This window comes from Bacillus sp. LH1, assembly GCF_057924895.1.
The window spans coordinates 4,057,232-4,080,269 of sequence record NZ_CM175007.1; the positions used below are offsets into that span (position 1 = coordinate 4,057,232).

Annotated in this window: 20 protein-coding genes; 2 read left to right on the forward strand and 18 right to left on the reverse strand. The window is 37.1% G+C overall.

The features are described 5' to 3' along the window. Positions 1 to 2: 2 nt before the first annotated feature. The 10 genes from ACX9TM_RS20925 to ACX9TM_RS20970 form a co-directional block, all read right to left on the reverse strand. Positions 3 to 707, reverse strand: coding sequence for a DUF421 domain-containing protein (locus ACX9TM_RS20925; protein ID WP_000550974.1), 705 nt, complete (start codon positions 705 to 707; stop codon positions 3 to 5). Between the two features lie 108 nt (positions 708 to 815). Then, positions 816 to 1,994: an FtsW/RodA/SpoVE family cell cycle protein gene (locus tag ACX9TM_RS20930; protein WP_000831181.1), complete on the reverse strand. Its 1,179-nt coding sequence runs from the start codon at positions 1,992 to 1,994 to the stop codon at positions 816 to 818. A 342-nt stretch (positions 1,995 to 2,336) separates the two neighbouring features. Continuing rightward, complete coding sequence (locus ACX9TM_RS20935; protein ID WP_000257660.1) at positions 2,337 to 3,656, reverse strand: dihydrolipoamide acetyltransferase family protein; 1,320 nt, start codon at positions 3,654 to 3,656, stop codon at positions 2,337 to 2,339. A gap of 15 nt (positions 3,657 to 3,671) precedes the next feature. Beyond that, positions 3,672 to 4,655: a 3-methyl-2-oxobutanoate dehydrogenase subunit beta gene (gene bfmBAB, locus ACX9TM_RS20940; protein WP_000290071.1), complete on the reverse strand. Its 984-nt coding sequence runs from the start codon at positions 4,653 to 4,655 to the stop codon at positions 3,672 to 3,674. A 14-nt stretch (positions 4,656 to 4,669) separates the two neighbouring features. Next, positions 4,670 to 5,671 carry a 3-methyl-2-oxobutanoate dehydrogenase subunit alpha gene (bfmBAA, locus tag ACX9TM_RS20945; RefSeq protein WP_489574223.1) on the reverse strand — a complete coding sequence of 334 codons (1,002 nt, stop codon included), beginning with the start codon at positions 5,669 to 5,671 and terminating at the stop codon, positions 4,670 to 4,672. 27 nt (positions 5,672 to 5,698) lie between these two features. Further along, positions 5,699 to 7,120 carry a dihydrolipoyl dehydrogenase gene (gene lpdA / locus ACX9TM_RS20950; protein ID WP_001051289.1) on the reverse strand — a complete coding sequence of 474 codons (1,422 nt, stop codon included), beginning with the start codon at positions 7,118 to 7,120 and terminating at the stop codon, positions 5,699 to 5,701. 4 nt (positions 7,121 to 7,124) lie between these two features. Further along, entirely contained in the window at positions 7,125 to 8,228 is a 1,104-nt protein-coding gene (gene buk / locus ACX9TM_RS20955; protein ID WP_000115781.1) for a butyrate kinase, read from the reverse strand. Between the two features lie 87 nt (positions 8,229 to 8,315). Beyond that, positions 8,316 to 9,416 carry a leucine dehydrogenase gene (locus ACX9TM_RS20960; RefSeq protein ID WP_000171355.1) on the reverse strand — a complete coding sequence of 367 codons (1,101 nt, stop codon included), beginning with the start codon at positions 9,414 to 9,416 and terminating at the stop codon, positions 8,316 to 8,318. A 34-nt stretch (positions 9,417 to 9,450) separates the two neighbouring features. Further along, entirely contained in the window at positions 9,451 to 10,350 is a 900-nt protein-coding gene (yqiS, locus tag ACX9TM_RS20965) for a phosphate butyryltransferase (protein WP_000764678.1), read from the reverse strand. Between the two features lie 195 nt (positions 10,351 to 10,545). Continuing rightward, the gene (locus ACX9TM_RS20970) at positions 10,546 to 12,618 is read right to left on the reverse strand and encodes a sigma-54 interaction domain-containing protein (RefSeq protein WP_065382397.1); all 2,073 of its coding nucleotides are present in this window, start codon (positions 12,616 to 12,618) and stop codon (positions 10,546 to 10,548) included. 137 nt (positions 12,619 to 12,755) lie between these two features. On the opposite strand from ACX9TM_RS20970, the gene ACX9TM_RS20975 reads away from it, so the two are divergent. Further along, positions 12,756 to 12,989, forward strand: coding sequence for a DUF2627 domain-containing protein (locus tag ACX9TM_RS20975; RefSeq protein ID WP_001190211.1), 234 nt, complete (start codon positions 12,756 to 12,758; stop codon positions 12,987 to 12,989). Positions 12,990 to 13,038: 49 nt separating this feature from the next. Here the strand turns inward: ACX9TM_RS20975 and ACX9TM_RS20980 are convergent, their stop codons facing one another. Further along, the gene (locus ACX9TM_RS20980) at positions 13,039 to 13,767 is read right to left on the reverse strand and encodes a glycerophosphodiester phosphodiesterase (protein WP_000172575.1); all 729 of its coding nucleotides are present in this window, start codon (positions 13,765 to 13,767) and stop codon (positions 13,039 to 13,041) included. Positions 13,768 to 13,817: 50 nt separating this feature from the next. Between ACX9TM_RS20980 and ACX9TM_RS20985 the strand changes: the two genes are divergently transcribed. Next, entirely contained in the window at positions 13,818 to 13,964 is a 147-nt protein-coding gene (locus tag ACX9TM_RS20985) for a YycC family protein (protein ID WP_001247671.1), read from the forward strand. A 242-nt stretch (positions 13,965 to 14,206) separates the two neighbouring features. Here the strand turns inward: ACX9TM_RS20985 and ACX9TM_RS20990 are convergent, their stop codons facing one another. The 7 genes from ACX9TM_RS20990 to dxs all read right to left on the reverse strand — a co-directional run bounded on the left by ACX9TM_RS20990 (position 14,207) and on the right by dxs (position 22,856). Next, positions 14,207 to 14,770 carry a PRK06770 family protein gene (locus tag ACX9TM_RS20990; protein ID WP_000428229.1) on the reverse strand — a complete coding sequence of 188 codons (564 nt, stop codon included), beginning with the start codon at positions 14,768 to 14,770 and terminating at the stop codon, positions 14,207 to 14,209. Positions 14,771 to 15,022: 252 nt separating this feature from the next. Continuing rightward, the gene (gene spo0A, locus ACX9TM_RS20995; protein ID WP_011110369.1) at positions 15,023 to 15,817 is read right to left on the reverse strand and encodes a sporulation transcription factor Spo0A; all 795 of its coding nucleotides are present in this window, start codon (positions 15,815 to 15,817) and stop codon (positions 15,023 to 15,025) included. A gap of 290 nt (positions 15,818 to 16,107) precedes the next feature. After that, a complete protein-coding gene (spoIVB, locus tag ACX9TM_RS21000) occupies positions 16,108 to 17,406 on the reverse strand; it encodes a SpoIVB peptidase (protein WP_002000940.1) in 1,299 nt (432 codons plus the stop codon). A 118-nt stretch (positions 17,407 to 17,524) separates the two neighbouring features. Next, on the reverse strand, positions 17,525 to 19,264 hold the full coding sequence (recN, locus tag ACX9TM_RS21005) for a DNA repair protein RecN (protein WP_000947768.1): 1,740 nt from the start codon (positions 19,262 to 19,264) through the stop codon (positions 17,525 to 17,527). Positions 19,265 to 19,528: 264 nt separating this feature from the next. Further along, complete coding sequence (gene argR / locus ACX9TM_RS21010) at positions 19,529 to 19,978, reverse strand: arginine repressor ArgR (protein WP_001032580.1); 450 nt, start codon at positions 19,976 to 19,978, stop codon at positions 19,529 to 19,531. Between the two features lie 142 nt (positions 19,979 to 20,120). Beyond that, a complete protein-coding gene (locus ACX9TM_RS21015; protein ID WP_000111875.1) occupies positions 20,121 to 20,960 on the reverse strand; it encodes a TlyA family rRNA (cytidine-2'-O)-methyltransferase in 840 nt (279 codons plus the stop codon). A 3-nt stretch (positions 20,961 to 20,963) separates the two neighbouring features. Beyond that, positions 20,964 to 22,856 carry a 1-deoxy-D-xylulose-5-phosphate synthase gene (dxs, locus tag ACX9TM_RS21020; protein ID WP_000366452.1) on the reverse strand — a complete coding sequence of 631 codons (1,893 nt, stop codon included), beginning with the start codon at positions 22,854 to 22,856 and terminating at the stop codon, positions 20,964 to 20,966. Between the last annotated feature and the right edge of the window lie 182 nt (positions 22,857 to 23,038).

Consider the following 23,038-nt stretch of genomic DNA (forward strand, 5'->3'; position numbering starts at 1 on the left):
TTTCATTTTTTTAACAAAATATTTATTTTATGTGATTCATCTACTGTAGCTAACATAATAGATTCCACTTCTGTACTCTCCTCTAGAAATTCTCTCGCCCAAGCTTCTGTTTTTCCTAATAATGCAAGAACATCTTTCTGTATCCTCCCATCCTTTACTAATACAAAAGAAACTGGAGATTTTTTTCCCGCCACTTTAAGATCAAGCCGCGAAACTGCTTCATATTCTGGATACCGAAATATAGAAACGACACCGTTTGCTTCCCATAATGCTAATTTAATCGTTTGAATATCGCTCACATTTCGCATACGAAGTTCCGAAAACAAATATTCCACGGTAATTCTCGCCTTTTTCAAATTGCTAAAATCAATGGAACCATTATGTATAAGAATGATAGGTGCTGGCTCTAAAAAACGTCTCCATCTATCCCATTTCAGCATTAAAACTGAGCTTATAATATGAAGTACAACGAGTATGAACGTTGTAATCATCGAGCCCAGTAACCCTACTTTTTCATCAGACAATGCGTTAGAAATATTCCCACCAAGCAATAACACTAATACAACATCTAAAAAACGAAGTTGTGCGATAGACCTTTGTCCCATCGCTTTCGCAACTAATATTAAAAATATGTATGCTATAATAGCCCGAATAACCCATTCACTACTAGAAAGATGCCGTGCTCCTTCAAAAATATGCATATGCATCACTTTGCACTCCTTACCCGTCTCAAACTGCTAACCTGTTTTAGTTTGCAACGTTTATGAGCATATATGTAAAAAAAGCTGGTTCGTTTAAAAACGAACCAGCTTTTTTTACTTAACTGAAAACATATATTTTTTATACGTTTTCCGTACCGATAGTATGAGCCCCATCATAATCATATTCGAGAATAAGGAACTTCCCCCATACGATAAGAAAGGTAATGCAATACCTTTTACAGGCATTAATCCAACAATCATACCGATGTTTTGGAATATTTGAACTGTTAATATACCGATCGATCCAGCGCATAATAATGTACCAAATAAATTATCAGCGGAATAACCAATAATAATTGTTCGATATAGTAGTAATAGGAACAAGAAGACAACTAAGGCTGCTACGATAAATCCACCTTCTTCGGCAATTGTAGCGAAAATAAAGTCAGTATGCTTCTCTGGGATATAGACGCTTCCTCCCCCAAACCCTTTACCTTCCATTCCTCCACTACCTACAGCTAAAATCGATTGTTGCGTTTGATAACCTTGATCTGCATTTTCAAATGGATTTAACCAACCTACAATACGCGACTGTTGGTGAGGTTTTAGTAAAGTAACTAAATTATTATAGAAAAAATCTTGATACTTAAAGAAAATAAATATTAAAGCAGATAATATGGTCAACGGAATAACTGTACATAATGCTATCAATTTCTTTTGAATACCTGACATAAATAGAATACATGCAATAGCAGCAGCATATAAGAACACCATACCTGTATCAGGTTGACTATATACAACCGCCATAGGTGGAAGTGACACTAGCATAATTTTACCTACTAGCTTCAAATCTGTTTGGAATGTCCTTGCCATATACTGTGCATTATGTTTTACTGCTATACTCGCTACTACAAGTAGCAATGCAATTTTGAAAAACTCAGACGGCTGAATTTGTCCAAATACTGGGAAAACAAACCATCTTTTTGCACCTAATTTTTCAGGTGTAAAACCTGATGGTGGTAATACTTTCAAAAGAATAAGTGAAGCAAACCCAGCAATATAAAGCGGCCAAGATAATTTTTGTAACTGATCTAAATCAATGCTTGCAACAAGAAGTAACAATACAACCCCAATTATGTAGTTAACACCTTGTTTCATAGCAAAGTTTGCAGCTCCATACTGTCCCGTTTGCTGACTGCTATATATAGCAGCTATACTCGTCACACATAGTGCACACAAAATTAAAATTAATTTTACATCTAAACTTTTTAGAAACTCGGTACTTCTTTTCATGACATCCTCCTGAAACATTGTTACGGCAAAAATAAAAAACCAGGAGTCAACATTCTTCATGTTTTGACGACTGATTACACATTATCTATAAAACACTTATATAGAATAACTCTCTTTTTCATACAATACAATATATTATACTACAGTTTCATCAGTAAGATTTGCCAAAAAAATTATTCTTTTCTTATTTTATATCCATATACCATATATCAGCAATGTATTTTCGTAAATTCCTAATACATAATCGTTTATTGTAAGATTACTGGGAAAGATATTTATACATATAGTAGGATGTAGATGAAGAAATAAGATAATAAAAAGCTCGCATAAGCGAGCTTTTTATTAATATACAGATGTATTATTTTCTGACATGTTTTCTAAAATTTCTTTAACACGCCCTAAGAACTTACCACAAATTAAACCATCAAGTACTCGGTGATCAAGTGATAAACATAAGTTAACCATGTCACGAGCACCGAACATACCATTATCCATAATTACTGGGCGCTTTACAATTGATTCAACTTGTAAAATAGCCGCTTGCGGGTAATTAATAATACCCATAGATTGAACAGAACCGAATGATCCTGTGTTATTAATTGTAAATGTTCCACCTTGCATTTCGTCTGCTTTTAACGATTTCGTACGTACTTTTCCTGCAAGTTCTGTAATTTCACGAGCGATACCTTTAATTGTTTTCTCGTCCGCTTGCTTAATTACTGGTACAAATAGTTCTTCCTCTGTTGCAACAGCGATAGAAAGGTTAATATCTTTCTTCTGAACAATTTTATCGCCAGCCCACATTGAATTAATTTGAGGATACTCTTTTAACGCTTGTGCTACTGCTTTTACGAAGAAAGCAAAGAACGTTAAGTTAAAGCCTTCACGCTTCTTAAAGTCACCTTTAATTGAGTTACGGTATGACACAAGGTTTGTCACATCTACTTCAATCATCATCCAAGCATGTGGTGCTTCATGTTTACTACGTAACATGTTTGCTGCGATCGCTTTACGCACACCTGTTACTGGAATTTCGATATCTCCAGGCATTGTAGGTACAGAAACTGGTTTCGCAGCTTCTACTTTTTGCGCTACTGGTGCTGCTTTTGGTGCTTCTGGGCGAGCTTCTACTACTGCCGCTACAGCTTCCTCTTTCTTCGCTGCACCTGCTTGCGGAATATTTCCAGATTCCACTAGCTTTAAAATATCTTTACGAGTGATACGGCCGTTTGCTCCCGTACCTTCTACTAGATCTAAATCAACGTTATGCTCACCCGCAAGTTTTAACACAGCTGGTGAAAAACGTGGTTTTCCATCAGTTGGTTGTTTTACTTTCGGTGCTTTTTCAGACGTAGCTACTTCTGCCTTTGGTTCTTCTTTCGTTTTTTCTTCAACAGCTGTTGCTGCTACTTCATCTGCGCCTTCTACTTGAATCACACAAACTACTTCACCTACAGCTAACGTATCACCTTCACCAGCGATTAACTCTTTTACAATCCCCGTGAAAGAAGATGGTACTTCAGCATTTACTTTATCAGTCATTACTTCTGCAAGCGGATCATACTTGTTTACGTGATCGCCAACATTAACGAGCCATTTACTAATTGTGCCCTCTGTAACGCTCTCCCCGAGCTGAGGCATTGTAATATTTTCTACAGCCATGTATAGTCCCCCCGATTAAAATTCCGCAAGTTCACGCATTGCTTTTTCAACTTTATCTGGATTTACCATAAAGAATTTTTCCATTGTTGGTGCATATGGCATTGCTGGAACGTCTGGACCTGCAAGACGTGCGATTGGCGCATCTAAATCAAATAGACAGTTTTCAGCAATAATTGCTGCCACTTCACTCATAATGCTTCCTTCTTTATTGTCTTCTGTTACAAGAAGAACTTTACCTGTTTTAGAAGCTGCTTCAATGATTGCTTCTTTATCTAATGGATATACAGTACGTAAATCAAGAATGTGTGCAGAGATGCCATCTTGTGCTAACTTTTCAGCCGCTTGAAGAGCAAAATGAACACATAATCCGTACGTGATAACTGTAATATCATCACCTTCACGTTTTACATCTGCTTTTCCGATTGGTAATACGTAGTCATCCTCCGGCACTTCACCTTTAATTAAACGATATGCACGTTTATGTTCGAAGAATAATACTGGATCTTCATCACGAATGGCTGCTTTTAATAAGCCTTTTGCATCATATGGTGTAGAAGGGATAACGATTTTTAAACCTGGTTGGTTTGCAAACATCGCTTCTACAGATTGTGAATGATACAATGCACCGTGAACACCCCCGCCAAATGGTGCACGAATTGTAACTGGACAAGTCCAATCATTATTAGAACGATAACGAATTTTTGCTGCCTCAGAAACAATTTGGTTTACTGCTGGCATGATGAAATCAGCAAACTGCATTTCAGCGATTGGACGCATACCATACATTGCCGCACCAATTGCTACCCCAGCAATTGCAGATTCTGCAAGCGGTGCATCAAGCGCACGATCTTCACCAAATTGATCATACAAACCGTGTGTCGCTTTAAACACGCCACCTTTTTTACCAACATCTTCTCCTAAAACGAATACTTTCTCATCGCGTTCCATTTCTTCGCGCATTGCTAATGTAATAGCATCAATATAAGACATTACAGCCATGAAACGTTCCCCCCCTATTCTGCGTATACGTGCTTCAATGCATCTTCAGGTGCTGCATACGGAGCATTTTCTGCATATTCTGTTGCTTCATTTACGATATGCATAATTTCGTCTAACATTTGTTTTTCCGATTCCTCAGTTAATACACCAGCTTCTTTTAAATAAGCCGCGAATGTTATAATTGAATCTTTTTTCTTTGCTTCTTCTACTTCCTCTTTATCACGATAAACACGATCATCATCGTCACTAGAATGTGCTGTTAAACGATATGATACTGTTTCAATTAAAGTTGGGCCTTCACCACGGCGACCGCGATCTGCTGCTTCTTTTACAGCTTTATATACTGCAAGCGGATCGTTTCCGTCTATTGTATATCCAGGCATACCGTAACCAATCGCACGATCTGATACGTTTTTACATGCTAATTGTTTTTCAACTGGAATAGAGATTGCATATTTGTTATTTTCACACATAAAAATAACAGGTAGTTTGTGTACACCAGCAAAGTTTGCCCCTTCATGGAAGTCACCTTGGTTTGAAGAACCTTCTCCAAATGTAACGAACGTTACTAAATCTTTCTTCTCCATTTTTCCAGCTAATGCAATACCAACTGCATGTGGTACTTGCGTTGTTACTGGAGATGAACCTGTAACAATACGATTTTTCTTTTGACCGAAGTGACCAGGCATTTGACGACCACCAGAGTTTGGATCTCCAGCTTTCGCGAAAGCAGACAACATAAGCTCTTTAGCTGTCATACCAAATGCTAGTACAACACCCATATCACGGTAGTATGGTAATGCATAATCTTTCTCTCTATCAAGAGCGAACGCCGCTCCAACTTGTGCAGCCTCTTGTCCTTGACAAGAAATTACGAATGGAATTTTACCAGCACGGTTTAATAACCACATACGTTCGTCGATTTTACGTGCAAGTAACATCGTACGGAACATTTCTAATACTTGCTCATCACTTAAGCCAAGCTCTTCATGGCGCTTTTTTTTTACTTCTGCCATTTTTCATAACCTCCTAAATCCACATTTTTATGCGTGTAACGCTCTTCCATCTACAGCAAGTGCTGCTTCACCAATCGCCTCAGATAATGATGGATGCGGATGAATTGTATGTGCTACTTCCCAAGGTGTTGCATCAAGTACTCTTGCAAGACCCGCTTCAGAAATCATATCTGTTACATGCGGTCCAATCATATGAACACCAAGAATGTCATTTGTCTCTTCATCAACTACAAGTTTTACGAAACCATCTGATTCTCCGTATACAAGTGCTTTTCCGATTGCGCGGAATGAGAACTTACCTACTTTTAACTTATAGCCTTTTTCTTTCGCTTCTTGTTCTGTTAAACCGACAGAAGCAACTTCCGGACTGCTATATACGCATTTTGATACCATAGAGTAATCGATTGGTGTAACTTCTTTCCCTGCAATATGTTCTACTGCAGCAATTCCTTCGTGAGAAGCAACGTGAGCGAGTTGCAGGCCACCGATTACATCTCCAATTGCGTAAATATGCGATTCTTTCGTTTGATAAAACTCATTTGTTTGAATGTATCCTTTTTCCACAACGATATCTGTATTCTCTAAGCCAATATTTTGCGTATTCGCTTGTCTTCCTACAGATACAAGCATTTTTTCTGCTTTAAATTCTTTATTTTCACCGTTGTGTTCAGCTTGGATTGTTACTCCATTATCTTTTACCAATGTTTCTGGTAATACTTTTGCACCAGTTACCACTTTAATACCTTTTTTCTTGAATAGACGTTGCATTTCTTTTGAAACGTCTTGATCTTCTAGTGGTAATATCGTTTTCGCATACTCTAATACTGTAACTTCTACACCGAAGTCAGCAAGCATAGATGCCCACTCAATACCGATTACACCGCCACCAACGATAATAATCGAACTAGGAAGCGTTTCCATTTTTAGAGCATGATCTGAAGACATTACGTACTCTCCGTCTAATTCTAAACCTGGTAATGAATTTGGACGAGAACCTGTTGCAATAAGTACATTTTTTGGAATTAACATTTCATTCTCTTCTCCACTTGCAAGTTCAACTGAAATTGTCCCTGGCATCGGAGAGAAAATAGATGGGCCAAGAATACGGCCAATACCTTCAAACACATCAATTTTACCTTGTTTCATTAAATGTTGAACGCCTTTATGAAGCTGCGTTACTATCTTCTCTTTACGCTCTTGTACTTTCGCAAAGTTTAGTTCTACATTGCTTGCAATAACTCCGAACTCTTCGCTTTTTTTAGCAGTTGCATATACTTCCGCACTACGTAAAAGAGCTTTACTAGGAATACATCCTTTGTGTAAACAAGTACCACCAAGATTTTCTTTTTCGACTAGTGCAGTTTTTAACCCTAGTTGTGATGCACGAATTGCAGCAACATATCCACCAGTACCGCCGCCAACGATGACTAAATCATATTCTTTTGCCATTATCTCAACCCCTAGCTACCGTTTCTTTTTCACGTACAACGTATTCTTTTGGAGCTTCTTCTTCACGTAATACACGAAGTGCTCCTTCTGCTAACGCTTCTAACTCATCTTCGCCTGGATGTACGATAACATCTGCAATCCAGTCCACTCGCTCTTTTATTTCATCGACAAGAATTTTACTGTATGCCAGTCCACCAGTTAATACGATTGCATCGATTTTCCCGTGAAGTACAGCGCTAGCTCCGCCAATCTCTTTTGCAACTTGATATGCCATTGCTTTATAAATAAGAGTTGCTTCAGGATCACCTTTTTCAACCATTTGCTCTACTTTAATCGCATCATTTGTACCGATTAAACTTACAAGTCCACCTTGTCCGACAAGTTTTTTAATCATTTCATCACGGTAATACTCACCAGAGAAACACATTTCTACTAGTTGCCCTACTGGTACTGTACCAGCGCGCTCTGGACTAAATGGTCCTTCTCCGTTTAAACCGTTATTCACATCGATTACTCTTCCTTTTTTATGAGCACCAACTGTAATACCGCCACCCATATGTGTAACTAATAAATTTAAATCCTCGTATTTGTGATTTAACTGTTCAGCTACTTTACGAGCAACTGCTTTTTGATTTAATGCATGGAAGATACTTTTGCGTTCCATACCAGCAATGCCACTTATACGAGCAACCGGCTCCATCTCATCTACAACGACAGGATCTACAATGAATGCAGGAATGTTTAATCCAGAAGCAATTTCATATGCTAAAATGCCTCCAAGGTTTGAAGCGTGATGACCGCTAAAGCCATTTTTCAAATCTTCTAACATCGCATCGTTTACTGTATACGTACCGCCTTCGATTGGACGAAGTAATCCACCACGCCCACAAACAGCGTTTAATTTTGAAATGTTAATACCATGAGAATGTAGAACTTCTAAAATCGTTTCTTTTCGAAACTCATATTGGTCGATAATTCTCTTATATTTTCCAATCTGTTCTACGTCATGACGAATCGTTTCTTCTAGAACGGGTCTTTCATTATCAAAAACACCAATTTTTGTGGATGTACTACCTGGGTTAATAACAAGAATTCGATTTACAGACAATGTTGCTACCTCCACTAATAAATTCAAAAGGAAGTGGAAACCTCATAAGAGGTAACCACACCTTTTGTAAAAGTTATATATGAATGATTAGCGACGGCTAATAATATCGTGACCGTTGCGTAAGTAAGTGCTACGAGAATTCTTCAAGCTTGCAATGCGCTCTTCAGCTAGACGATCTGCGGCTACATAAGTTGCTATGCCATCGCGTTTTGAAATTTCGATTACTTTTGCAATCGTGTCATAAATAGACTCAACACGTTTTAGTGCACGTTCTCTATTGTATCCATATAATTCGTCTGCTACGTTAATTACGCCACCTGCATTAATTACATAATCTGGTGCGTATACAATACCCATTTCATGAATGATGTCACCATGACGATCTTCTTTTAATTGGTTATTTGCAGAACCTGCGATTACTTTTGCTTTAAGTTGTGGAATAGTTTCATCATTAACTGTTGCGCCTAGTGCACATGGTGCGTAAATATCGCATTCAACACCGTAAATTTCATTTGGTTCAACTGCTGATGCACCGAATTCTTCTACAGCACGTTGTACAGCTTCTTTATTAATATCTGTAACGATTAATTTTGCTCCTTCAGCGTGTAAATGTTTGCATAGGTGATATGCTACGTTACCAACGCCTTGAACAGCAATTACTTTTCCTTCTAAATTGTCAGTACCGAAAGCTTCTTTTGCAGCTGCTTTCATACCACGGTAAACACCGTATGCAGTTACCGGAGATGGGTTACCAGAAGAACCGAATGATGGTGAGATACCTGTTACAAAGTCAGTTTCTTCATGGATAATATCCATATCATCTACTGTTGTACCAACATCTTCAGCTGTAATGTAACGTCCGTTTAGTCCTTGGATATAACGTCCTAGTGCACGGAACATTGCTTCGCTCTTATCTTTACGAGGATCACCGATAATTACTGTTTTCGCACCACCTAAGTTTAAACCAGCTGCTGCGTTTTTGTATGTCATCCCTTTTGCAAGACGCAATGCATCTTCAATCGCCGCTTCTTCAGAATCATATGTCCACATTCTTGTTCCACCAAGAGCCGGTCCAAGTGTTGTATCATGAATTGCAATAATTGCTTTTAAACCAGATTCTTTATCTTGACAAAATACTACTTGCTCATAATCATATTTTTCTAAGTATTCGAATATTTCTAATGTCATTGTCGTTTCCCCCTAATGTTTTACCCTTTTTGGTTTATTTTGAAGCAGTCGCAACTGCCAATGCTAATGAATATACTTTTGTTTCTGCTGAATCAGCACGAGATGTTAAAACGATCGGTGCTTTTGCGCCAGCAATCATTGCTCCTACTTTTGCATCCGCAAAGTATACGAGTGATTTATATAGCACATTTCCAGCTTCAATCGTTGGGACGAGTAAAATATCTGCCTTACCTGCTACATCACTTACTATGCCTTTATGCTCTGCTGCAATTTGTGATACTGCATTATCTAAAGCAAGTGGTCCATCAACGATACAATCTTTAATTTGTCCGCGGCGATTCATTTGTGTTAACATCGCTGCATCAATTGTCGCCTGCATCGCTGGATTCACAACTTCTACTGCTGCAATTGGTGCCACTTTTGGCAAGTCGATTCCTATTGCCCGGGCAACTTCTACAGTATTTTGTATAATAGCAGCTTTTTGTGTTACATCAGGTGCGATGTTCATCGCTGCATCTGTAACGAAAATAAGACGATCGTAATTTGGAACTTCAAATGCTGCTACATGTGAAAGTACGCTACCTTTACGTAGGCCCCACTCTTTGTTTAACACAGCCTTCAAAATATTCGCTGTTGGGATGTTCCCCTTCATAAGCACGTCTGCTTCACCATTTCTCACAGCTTTAACAGAAAGTTCTGCAGCCTCTGCACTAGACATTGCTGCAATCACTTGAACATGTTCTGAAGTTTGTAAACCATGTTCTTGTAGCATCCCCATTATTTTTTCTTGATTTCCATATAGACGAAATTGAGCTAACTGTAATTTAATTGCTTTCGCTACAGCTTCAATTACTTCATGATCTTCAGCTACTGCTACAGCTACAGTTTTTTTAGGCTGCCCTGCTGCTTGATCAATTAAGTATTCTAACTTCATATTTTGTAATCAACCCTTTCCGTCGTCCCTCGTCTATTTATAAAGCAAATACCGTGCCAACTTTTAAAAGTGGTCTTACCAATAATGAAAACGCATTCAAAATGCAGTAAAATCAATACTTTGGAAAATAACAAAAGATTCTGTCTTATTTTGTCACTTTTTGTATACCATGCAATAAATTGCACGGTACGCAATTTATTGCATGCTATTTTTTGCATGGTCATACTTTTCTAGCTTGTAATATAAATTTCGAACGGAAATTCCTAACGCTTTTGCAGTTTGCGTTTTATTCCCATCAAATCTCTCCAAATATTCATGAATAATATTCCCTTCAAACTCTGTCACTAAATGTTCAAGTGGCTTTTCTTCTAATTCAGGTAATAAATGAGATTGCTTTGACTCCACCTGCTCTTCGTTATGTAATGGCGGTAAATGGTGTACATCAATATAGGTCTCGTTATAATTCATAAAGATAATAGCTCTTCCCAGAATATTTTCAAGTTCCCTCACATTCCCTGGCCATTCGTATGATTGTAAATATAAAATGGCTGAATCAGTGAGCCCTTCTACATTACGACCGTAATCTTGATTAATTTTTTGAATCAATCTGTCCGCAATTGTCGGTATATCTCCTTTACGTTGACGAAGAGATGGAATTTGAATTGGGATTTTATTTAATCGATAATATAAATCCTCCCTAAACTTCCCTTCTAGAATAGCCTTTTCTAAATTCACATGCGTCGCTGCAATTACTCGAACATTAATAGGTATCGCTTTCGTTCCACCAACTTTTACAATTTCTTTTTCCTGCAGTACACGAAGGAGTTTCGCTTGTGTATTTGCAGATAACTCCCCTATTTCATCTAAAAAAATACTACCGTTATTTGCTTCCTCAAAGAACCCACGTTTCCCGCCTCTTTTCGCTCCAGAAAACGCCCCTTCCTCATAACCAAATAATTCACTTTCTAACAACGTCTCCGAAATGGCCGCACAGTTTACACGGACGAACTTATTGTATTTTCGATTACTTCCATTATGGATTGCATGTGCAAACAATTCTTTACCAGTCCCAGATTCACCGCGTAACAGCACTGTTGCTGGTGTATTTGCTCCTAGCTTCGCCTGTTCGATAGCTGCCGTTGTTTCATCTGAATTCCCGACAATATCATCAAATGAATATTTCGCTTCTAATGTGCGAATAATTTGCCTTGCTCTATTCAATTCATTTGTTAACTTTTGAATTTCCGACACGTCACGGATAACGCCGACGCTTCCTTTCAATATTCCATCCACAATGACTGGTGCCACGTTTACAATTACATCGCGTTTTTTTTGCCCAATCTTCATATGTATTCCGCGCACCGCACGACGCGTTCGAAGTACTTTCATATGCATACTTTCGCCTTCTACAATATCAGTTGTAGCAGGCTTCCCAATAATATCTTCTTCTGTTAAACCCGTTAATTTCGTATATGCCGGGTTAATAACTAAACCTCTTCCTTTTTCATCCACAACCGAAATTGCTTCTTCAGATGAGTTAATAATTGCCTCTAATAGTGTTTGAATCTCCTTTAAATCTGTAACTTCTTCCGCTAAATCTACAACTTCTGTTATATCTTTAAAAATTGCAAATGCCCCTTGTACCTCTCCGCCCTCTTTTAATATCGGTATACGCGTTGTAATAATTTTCTTTCCATTCTCTAATGTTAGTTCATAATTTACTTCTATTTGTTTCGTACGTATAATGCGAAGTAATTTACTAGTTGGAATGACTTCTAAAATATATTTTCCTATCGCCTCTTCTTTTTTATATCCGATAATACGCTCTGCACTTTTATTAAAAAGACGAACTTGTCCCTCTCGATCAATTACGATCATGCCGTCATGTGTAGAATTTAAAATTAATTCTCCTTGTTGCGTTTGTTCCTCTAATCGCCCAATCAGCCCTTCCTTCTCATGCGCTAATCCTGTAACAATTTTTGCGATATCACCTGGTATAAGAAGAGTGTCTTTTTTCTTTTTTTCCAATAAAACCTTATGCACATCATCTTCACCTGTCATATCAAATATTACATCGATATGCATAGAAAGAAATGGAGTTACACTTTCTCCAATTGTAATCCCGTATTCCTTAGCAATTTGTAGTCCTTTTGCCAACGGATTTATATCAATAATCCCTATAATTTGAAATATATTCGAACTTTGTAACAGATTCAGCAGTGCGCTCCCGCCTTCACCTGCACCAACAATTAATACTTTTTGTTTCATATATCCCACTTCCTCTCGAAGTAACTCTGCAAATTTTTTCACACCTTTATCTTACTCGTTCAGCACCCTCTTGACAAACCCCCTTTTCTTATAACATCATTAAAATATACGAAATAATCTGAAAAGGAGCGTTATGTATGCAGCGTTACGTTGCTCTACTATTAGCACTCATCCCTATTTCATTAGCTGTGTTTGGTATAAAGTTAATGAGAGATACTGTATTCGGGATTCTATTTCCACCAATCTCTATACTGTGGTTACAATTTTTAATCGGCGCTCTCTGCTTCGGGCTCGGGTTTTATATCTTCGGTGGCTTCGTCTTGCACCGAGACCGTAAACGAAATAAAGTACAAGCTCGCTTTAGAAGATAGGAATGCCCCACTATTTATAAATAAAAAAATGAGACCGTTACACGCGGTCTCATTTTTTTATTGGCATTAACGTTCTGGCCGTTTCAGGGTAATCAGTAATAATCGCCGATATATTCATATCAAAATATTTACGCATAAGCGTTTCTTCATTAATTGTATAAGGGCGAACCTCTACACCACTTTCCATCGTTAGTTCGGCAATAGCATCTTGAAGGTAACGATAATTCGGATGTACTGCTGTAGCGCCCATTTTTTTCGCGTATGCCCACGGACTATGCAAACCTTCGCGATATAAAATTGCTGTTTGAATATCAGGAGCCATCATATGGCACCGTTTCATACTGTAGTGATTAAACGAAGAAAATATAACACGATCCTCTAGACTAAATTTCCGTACAAGCGTTATAACTTCTTCCTCTAAACCTCTGTATGGAATTTTATTATTTTTAAGTTCAATATTAAGTAGCAAACTCGTTTGTGCAAGCCATTCTAATACCTCTTCTAAAAGTGGTATTTTACAAAAACCTACTTTATCACCAAATTTATAACTTGCATCTAACTTGCATAAGTCCTCATATACATAATTCCGAACCGCACCTTTTCCATTTGTTGTCCGGTCCACCGTTTCATCATGAATGACGACAACTTTTCCGTCTTTCGTTAATTGAACATCAAGTTCAATTCCATCCGCTCTAAAAGACTCAGCCGCTTCAAATGAAATCATTGTATTTTCTGGGTACGTTCCAGCCGCACCACGATGTGCAAATATAAGAGTCATCCTCACTCCCCCAATCTTATGCTATACTATACGAAAAAGGAGGTACTTCTATGAGACCATTACAAATCTCTCCAGATACTGCAGTCCGCTTATCAAAAGCACTAGGTGTTCCACTTGAACAACTCATGCATATGCCGCAGCACATTTTAATTCAAAAGCTAGTTGAATTAGAAAAACAAAATAAAGACGAAGAATAATACAGTCCTGTTTTGCAGGACTTTTTATTATTTTCTATTATATCACGGATGCCTTTCCTACTAAAATCCTTTAACAGATGTACTACGATGTGATTTAGCCGTTCCTTCATCATTTAATAATGAATCACATCTTTTCTTTTTTTGTTACACGTCATAAAGAAAGCAGACCATTTATTTATAAGTCCCATTACGTCCTTAAAACACGATAATAAAAAAACTAGAGAAGTCCTTTATATTATTTTTTATTGAACGTGCGGAGCATCCCCTGATTCGTATAGTTCTTTCGCTTTTTCCTCCCCGAATGTAGTTAAAATATAATGTTGCTCTTCTAACGCATCCATTGCTCTAGTTACTTTACAAACGCTATCTTCTTGAGCATCCGAGAAATAATTGTGATCTTCTACAATTTTACTAAAATCTTTTTTCGCCCATCTATCAGCAATTGCTAAAAGTTCATTTTTCTTCGTAAAGCTACTCTTATTTATAATTTCTTTTAATTTTTTAGCATTACTTTGAATCATTGGGATAGAGCCCGATTTTCGTTCTGCCACCACTTTTTGATGAGTCATGCGATGCATCGCTGTAATGACTTCGCTTTCAGTAGAATTTTCAGTAACATACACATCAACAAAGACCCCATCCACCTCTCTACCTACTATTGTTTGGTCTTCTTTTTTATCTATTTGAGCGCTCACTTCTTTATCTACTGGATTATCTGCAAGTTCTAACATTCCAAATGTAACTGCAATAGCAAGAACTCCCATAGCTGCTACTATTCCTAGCCAAGTTGAAATTTTATTTTCCATTCCCCTTCTCCCTATCTATATCTATTTTATTGCCTTATAAAAAACTCACTTACATGTAATATTACTAAAAATAGGTTTTATTTCCCATGATATCAAATAATCTCTTTTTCTCAACAAAATAAAAAGACCAACGAATTATAACATTCATTGGTCTTTCATTAAAAAGTTTATTGGCTTTAAAATTAACATCGAGCATAGCGTTCCAGCATACATCGGTTTTACTAAAACGAAAACCCATTGCTACTTCTACTCTCAGCTAGCTTTATGTTCAAGTCTCAGCTTATCCGCAACCATTGCGATAAACTCAGAGTTCGTAGGTTTTGCTTTTGACATGGATACTGTATAACCGAATAAGGACGAAATAGAATCAATATTCCCACGGCTCCAAGCTACTTCAATCGCGTGACGAATTGCGCGCTCCACACGGCTTGCTGTTGTATTATATTTCTTTGCGATATCTGGATACAATACTTTCGTAATCGATCCTAATAATTCGATATCGTTGTATACCATGGAGATTGCTTCTCGTAAATACATATATCCTTTAATATGAGCGGGTACACCAATTTCATGAATGATACTCGTAATACTCGCATCTAAGTTTTTCGGTTTTCCATCTACTGTTGTTGCTGATCGGAATGATGGTAGTGGACGTTTAATCATAGCGTTTGCTTTACCACTCACTTGACGAATATGACTCGTTAAATTCTCCATATCAAATGGTTTTAATATGAAATATGAGGCACCTAAGTCAACTGCTTTTTTCGTCACATCTTCTTGGCCAAATGCTGTCAACATAATTACGCTAGGCTGTTTTAACCTTTCAATATGTCGCATTTTCTCCAATACAGCTAAACCATCTAAGTGTGGCATAATAATGTCTAAAACGAGTACATCAGGTTGCTTATCTGTTAATAAGTTTAAACACTCTTGACCATTATAAGCAGTACCGATTACTTCCATATCATCTTGAGCGGCTACATAGCTCTCTAACATTGATACTAGTTCTTTATTATCATCCACAAGACATACTTTAATTTTCTCCACAGCTTTTCCTCCCTTACCGAATCGATTCTCCGACATGTGTATCCTTCTAGGCTACATGAATTGTTCGACAATTGTGTGAAAATTCCCTTTTAAAGTTTCTTACTTTCCGATAAAATCACAAAAAAATATGTTTATCGTTCATTTATTCCCTTTCGCAACACATTCCATCATAGAAATACAACGAAACGTTCAACCCTTTCCTTTTATTTTACAACAAAAAACACCTCTTGCGGAGCTTTTACAAAATTTCAACGAATTTTTCAACAGAAAAAGCGAGCTAATAATATATATTAGCTCGCTTTTTTCTCTTGATCATAAATATTAATTCCAGCTTGATGTAACATCCATTCAATATGAACACCATATCCTGATGTTGGATCATTTACAAATACATGTGTAACAGCACCAATTACTTTTCCATTTTGTACAATTGGACTTCCGCTCATTCCTTGTACGATACCGCCCGTTTTCGCTAATAGACGTTTATCTGTTACTTTTATTACCATACCCTTTGTGGCTGGGAATTTTTGCTGCACTGTACTAACGACTTCAATATCAAACGCTTCTACTTTATCTTGATCAATAACTGTTAATATTTTTGCCGGTCCTTCTTTTACTTGATGAGATAATGCGATAGGCATTGCTTTATCCATTATACCGTTTTTCATATTCGTATTTAATTTTCCAAAAATACCATATGGACTATTAATTGTAATATTGCCAATCACTTCACGGTCTGGTGAGAATCTTGCTAATTTCTCCCCTGGATTCCCATGACTACCTCTTTCAATTGATGTAACTGTCGAGCGCATAATTTGTCCATCTTCGACTTGAATCGGCTTTTTCGTATCATTATCAGAAATAACATGACCAAGTGCCCCATATTTCATAGAATCTGGATGAACAAATGTCATCGTTCCAATTCCAGCTGCCGAATCACGGATATACAAGCCAATTCGATAAGACGATTCACCGTTGTCTTTTTGTGGAGTTAGCTTCGTACGAATATATTTTCCATCTCTTAACAATACAAGATTAAGCGGTTCACCTGTTTCTCCACTATTATGAATAAACGGTGCTACATCACTCATTCTTTCAATTGTTTTACCATTAATTTCAGTAATCATATCTCCAATTTGTACACCTGCTGTTTCACCAGGAGATATTTTACCTTTTTCAGTTTGAATTAAATGATGGCCTACAACAAGTACACCTTTTGTATTTAATTTCACACCAATTGATTGTCCACCTGGAATCACTTTAAAATCTTTTAACACTTTCACATTTACTTTTTTTACTGGAAAACCAGCAAGCTGAAATACCATATCAGCTTCACCATTTTGATGAGAATTTACCATAAGTCCTTGTTTTTGTTCATTCGAACTCACTGTAAATACATGACGATTTGTGGATGAAGCTTTGAAAACTGGTAATGATGATATTTCTGATTGTTGTCCTTCAAAAACAACAAGTTGTTTCGGTGATGAAATAAACGTTCGAAGCGGTTTAAAACATCCAATAAAAACTAAAGAAACAAGGAGACAAAGACCTATTATTTTTCGAAATTTTTCTAATTTCAACTTGTTCACTCTCCTCGCTCCTACCCCACATTCAGCCTCTTGGCTTCACTTTTTAATCTCTCCTTGCAGTGCTTTATTTATAACCGGAAGAATTAAGAAATCGTCATTTGAGAAAAAAAGCTATCCATTACTGGATAGCCTCTGCTGTCTGTTTAAAATGATGCGCTTGCGTAAGTAATTCTTTCGCATGCTCTGTCGTTAAATCTGTGATTTCCACACCAGAAATCATTCGAGCTATTTCTGTTACTTTATCCTCCATAGTTAAAACAGTAACCGATGTAATTGTCCGATCATTCGCTACTTGTTTTCGAATAAATAAATGTGAATCTGCCATTGAAGCTACTTGAGGTAAGTGCGTAATACAAAGTACTTGCGAGTTTACTGATACTCGATAAATTTTTTCCGCAATAGCCTGTGCGACCCGGCCACTTACACCCGTATCCACTTCATCAAAAATAACAGATGCAACCCCTTGATGCTTAGAAAAAATGCTTTTTAAAGCTAAAATGATACGAGATAACTCTCCGCCAGATGCAACCTTTGAAAGTGGTTTTAGCGGCTCTCCTGGGTTCGTTGAAATATAAAATTCCACATGATCGTAACCATCCGCCGTAAGTCTTACCGGCGCACCTTCCACAAGGGGCTCTTCTACATTTCCTTCTCTCTTCATAATTCTCACTTCAAATTTCGTTTTTTCCATATATAATTCTTTTAATTCCTGATGAATTGCATTTGTAAGGTGTTCTGCAAGCTCATGACGCATATTACTTAACAACGTTGCTTCTTTCAGAATAACACTTTCTAATTCCTTCAACTGTTTCTTCGTCGTTTCAATATGAACGTCTTTATTTTCAATCGTAAAAATTTCCTGTTCAATTTTATCAGCATACGCTAAAATCTCTTCTACAGTATTTCCATATTTTCTCTTTAGCATACGAATTTCATTCAAACGTGTTTCGATTTCATCTAAACGATTTGGATCATATTCCATCATATCGAGCTTTTCTCTCAGTTGATAGGCAACCTCTTCTAATAAGTAATAGCTATTTGCAATTGAATCATGATTCTCCTGATACACTTCATCTAAATGTGTAATACTTTCCATTTGCCCCATTGCACTTCTTACATTATCTAACCCTTGTCCGTCGGCACTTAACGAACGATATGCATCACCTAACGCTTTATAAATCTTTTCAAAATTAGAAATTTGCAATCGTTCCTCAGTTAATTCATTTTCTTCATCCATCTTTAAATCCGCCTTGCGAATTTCTTCATGCTGAAATTGAATTAAATCTAAGCGATGTGCCATTTGTTGCTCATTTTCACTTAACGATTTCAATTGTTTTTTTAATTTTTCATAGTCAGCGTATACGTTTTGATATATGTCTAATTGTTTAACGATTCGATCCCCATCAAAGTGATCAAGCATAAACAGATGTCGTTCTTCATTCATTAAATCTTGCGTTTCGTGCTGTCCATGAATATCAACAAGTGTTTTCCCAATTTCTTTTAATATGCTAAGTGTAACAAGCTTCCCATTTACACGACATACACTCTTCCCGTTCGCAGCAATATCACGCTTTAAAATAATCATGCCATCTTCTATTTCTATATCTAACTCTTCTGCCTTTTCAATACATGGATGCTTCTCATCTTCAACATAAAATAGCCCTTCAATCTCAGCCTTCTCTGTTCCATATCGAACAAATTCTGCTGACCCACGGCCACCTACAAGTAAACTAATTGCATCAATAATAATCGATTTTCCGGCCCCTGTTTCACCGCTTAAAACCGTTAAACCTTTTTGAAAAGAAATATTTAATGCTTCAATAATAGCAAAGTTTCTAATCGATAATTCCGATAACAATGCCCCATTCACCTCGTTATAAAATAATCCCTTACTAAAGGATTTTCTCAGTTCTTCATTCAAATAATCATGCTATATATTTGTATGTATATACTCTTCTAACCCGCTTCATTGTACCAAACATTTGTTTTACGGGTCAATCCATCTATTTTCTAACTTTATGCAAACAAAATATTATATTACAATTGAAAATTCATATTTTTAACCAATAAAAATATCTTGTTCACTTTCCACTTTACGATGGAAAGCAAACAAGATTTTTTGTTACAACATATTTAAGAAACGATCAGAGACAACACCTGTATCGTCAGGTGTACGGCAAATAATTAAGCAAGTATCATCACCACAGATGGTTCCGATGATCTCATCCCACTCTAAATGATCAATAAGTGCTCCAAGTGAATGAGCGTTACCAGGCAATGTTTTTAGCACAAGCATATGTCCTGCCGTGTCTAATTTTACAAATGAATCCACTAGATTTCGTTTTAATTTTTGTAACGGGTTAAATCGTTGATCTGCTGGCAAGCTATATTTATAGCGCCCATCATGTAATGGCACCTTCACTAAGTGCAGTTCTTTAATATCGCGCGATACTGTTGCTTGCGTTACATTAAATCCCTCATTACGTAAAATATCAACTAATTCATCTTGTGTTTCAATTTCTTTGTTTGCAATAATTTCCCTGATTTTAATATGGCGCTGACCTTTATTCATACATTTGCACCTCACACTATCTCTTACCATAGTTTAAACATTGGTATACTTCACTTATTTATGTTAACTTATAATTCGTTTCTTGTACACAATTGTTTTTACAATCATTATACAATTACAGCAAAAAGAGGAACAACATATGTTATTCCCCTTTCCCTTTTTGTTTTAGAACTTCATGCGCTTCTGTAACAACTTGCTCTATAGAAATCGGAGAATGATTTTCGCCATTCTCACGTTCACCATGCCATTTCAGATGAATTAAAAATTCAATATTACCATCCCCACCCGTAATTGGTGAGAATGTTAAACCTTCCACATCATAGCCTTCTTTTAAAGCAAACTCGACAATCATTTCTACAACAGCTTCATGTACTTTTCTATCACGAACGATACCTTTTTTCCCAACTTGCTCTCTTCCAGCTTCAAACTGCGGTTTAATTAACGCTGCTACATCTCCGTTAGGCATAAGCATTGTTTTTAAAACTGGCAGTATAAGCTTTAATGATATAAATGAAACATCAATACTTGCAAATTGAGGTAAACCACGTTCTAAGTCTGCTGGTGTCACGTAACGGAAGTTTGTTCGTTCCATTACAACAACACGCTCATCTTGACGTAATTTCCACGCTAGTTGATTGTATCCTACATCTAATGCATAAGATAATTTCGCTCCATTTTGAAGCGCGCAATCTGTAAAGCCACCAGTTGATGAACCAATATCTATCATAACTTTATCTTGTAAATCAAGATGAAATGTCTCTAATGCCTTTTCAAGTTTATAACCACCACGACTTACATACGGCATAACTTGTCCCTTCACCGTAATCTCAGTATCTTGCGAGATTTTCTCTCCTGGCTTATCAAGTCTCATCTCATTTGCATATACGAGTCCGGCCATAATGGCGCGCTTTGCTTTCTCACGCGTTTCTATAAGTCCTCGCTCTACTAATAGTACATCTACTCTTTCTTTTTTTACGCTCATTTGTTACGCCCTTTTTTGTTTTGATGGAATCATTGTATGAATACGGTCTACAACAGCATCTGTCGTTAAACCAATTTCTTCTAATAATTTTGTTACACTTCCGTGCTCTATGAAGCGATCTGGAATACCCATTCGTTCAACTAATGCACTATGGTAACCATTTTCAGATGCAAATTCAACTACTCCTGTTCCAAAACCACCGATTAAACAAGCTTCTTCAATCGTTAAAATCGGTATATTCTTTCCTAGAAGATCATGTAAATATGCTTCATCCATTGGTTTAATAAAGCGAGCATTCACTACTTTCACTGAAACCCCAGCTTTTTCAAGACGCTCAGCTGCTTCCATTGCCATTGGTATTGTCGTACCAAACGTTAAAATAGCTGCTTGTGTACCCTCTTTTAACGTCTCCCACGTACCGATTGGAATCGCCTTTAATTCTTCATCCATATGAACGCCAAGTCCATTACCGCGCGCATAACGCAATGCGATTGGTCCATCTTCATATTGCATCGCCGTATAAACTAAATGTTGACCTTCATTTTCATCTTTCGGCATCATAAGCACCATATTCGGCAAGTGACGTAAGAATGAGATATCAAATACGCCTTGATGCGTTTCACCATCTGCTCCTACTAATCCCGAACGATCTATTCCGATGAAAACATTTAAATTTTGGCGGCATATATCATGAACAACTTGGTCATATGCTCTTTGTAAAAATGTTGAATAAATCGCTAAGAATGGTTTCATTCCTTGCGTTGCCATACCTGCTGCCATTGTTGTAGCATGCTGTTCTGCAATACCTACATCAATCATACGATCTGGGAATTCTTTTTGGAATTTCTCAAGTTTTGATCCAACAGGCATTGCAGGTGTAATTGCTACGATACGCTCATCTGCTCTCGCTAGCTTAAGTACTGTTTCACTAACGACAGCACTCCATGCTGGTGCAACTTCTTTCGGCTTAACGAAGTCACCTGATTCAATTTTATAAGGTCCTGTTCCATGCCAAGTTCCAATAACGTCACTCTCAGCCGGTTTATAACCTTTTCCTTTTTTTGTAATAACGTGAACGAGTACTGGGCCTTTTGTTTTCTTTGCATATTGCAACGTTTCGAATAACTTTTCATAATCATGCCCATCGACTGGACCTAAATATGTAAAGCCTAACTCTTCGAAAAAGACACCAGATACTAGTAAATATTTAAGACTGTCTTTTATTTTCTCTGCTGTCGCAGCCACTTTCCCGCCAACTGCTGGAATTTTCTTTAATATATACTCTAATTCATCTTTTACCCAGTGATATTTTCCTGCGGTACGTAAACGACCGAGCACATTATGAAGCGCACCAACGTTTGGTGCAATTGACATTTCATTATCATTCAAAATAACAATCATGTCTGTTTTTTCATGTCCAATATGGTTCAATGCCTCTAAAGCCATTCCGCCTGTTAAAGCACCATCTCCAATAATTGGTATAACATATTCTTTCGTTTTCTTTAAATCACGTGCCAGAGCCATTCCCATTGCAGCCGATAACGAAGTCGAGCTATGACCAGTTTCCCATACATCGTGCTCACTCTCACAACGTTTCGGGAAACCACATAGACCTTGATATTGCCTTAATGTGCCAAACTCTTTCGCGCGTCCAGTTAAAATTTTATGTACATAGGATTGATGTCCTACATCCCATAAAAATTTATCTTGCGGGCTATCAAATAATTTGTGCAGAGCAATTGTGAGTTCTACTACACCTAAATTAGGTGCAATATGTCCACCTGTTTGAGAGAGCTCTTCAATTAAAAACTTACGAATATCCTCACTCAATCCCTCTAGTTCACTGATAGACATATCTTTCAAAAAACTAGGGTTTTGAATTTGCGTTAGATCCACATGGATCACTCACTTTCATTTCATAATCTGTCAACATGTCAAATATTATAAAAAACATTTACACAAAACAAGAAATTCTCTTTTCTATTTTTCGTCTTGTCCCGCTATTAACCAGTCTATTGCGCCTTAATCCTATTATAAACCATATTTCTTTAGGCGATGAAAAAAATAGCCGCTAACAC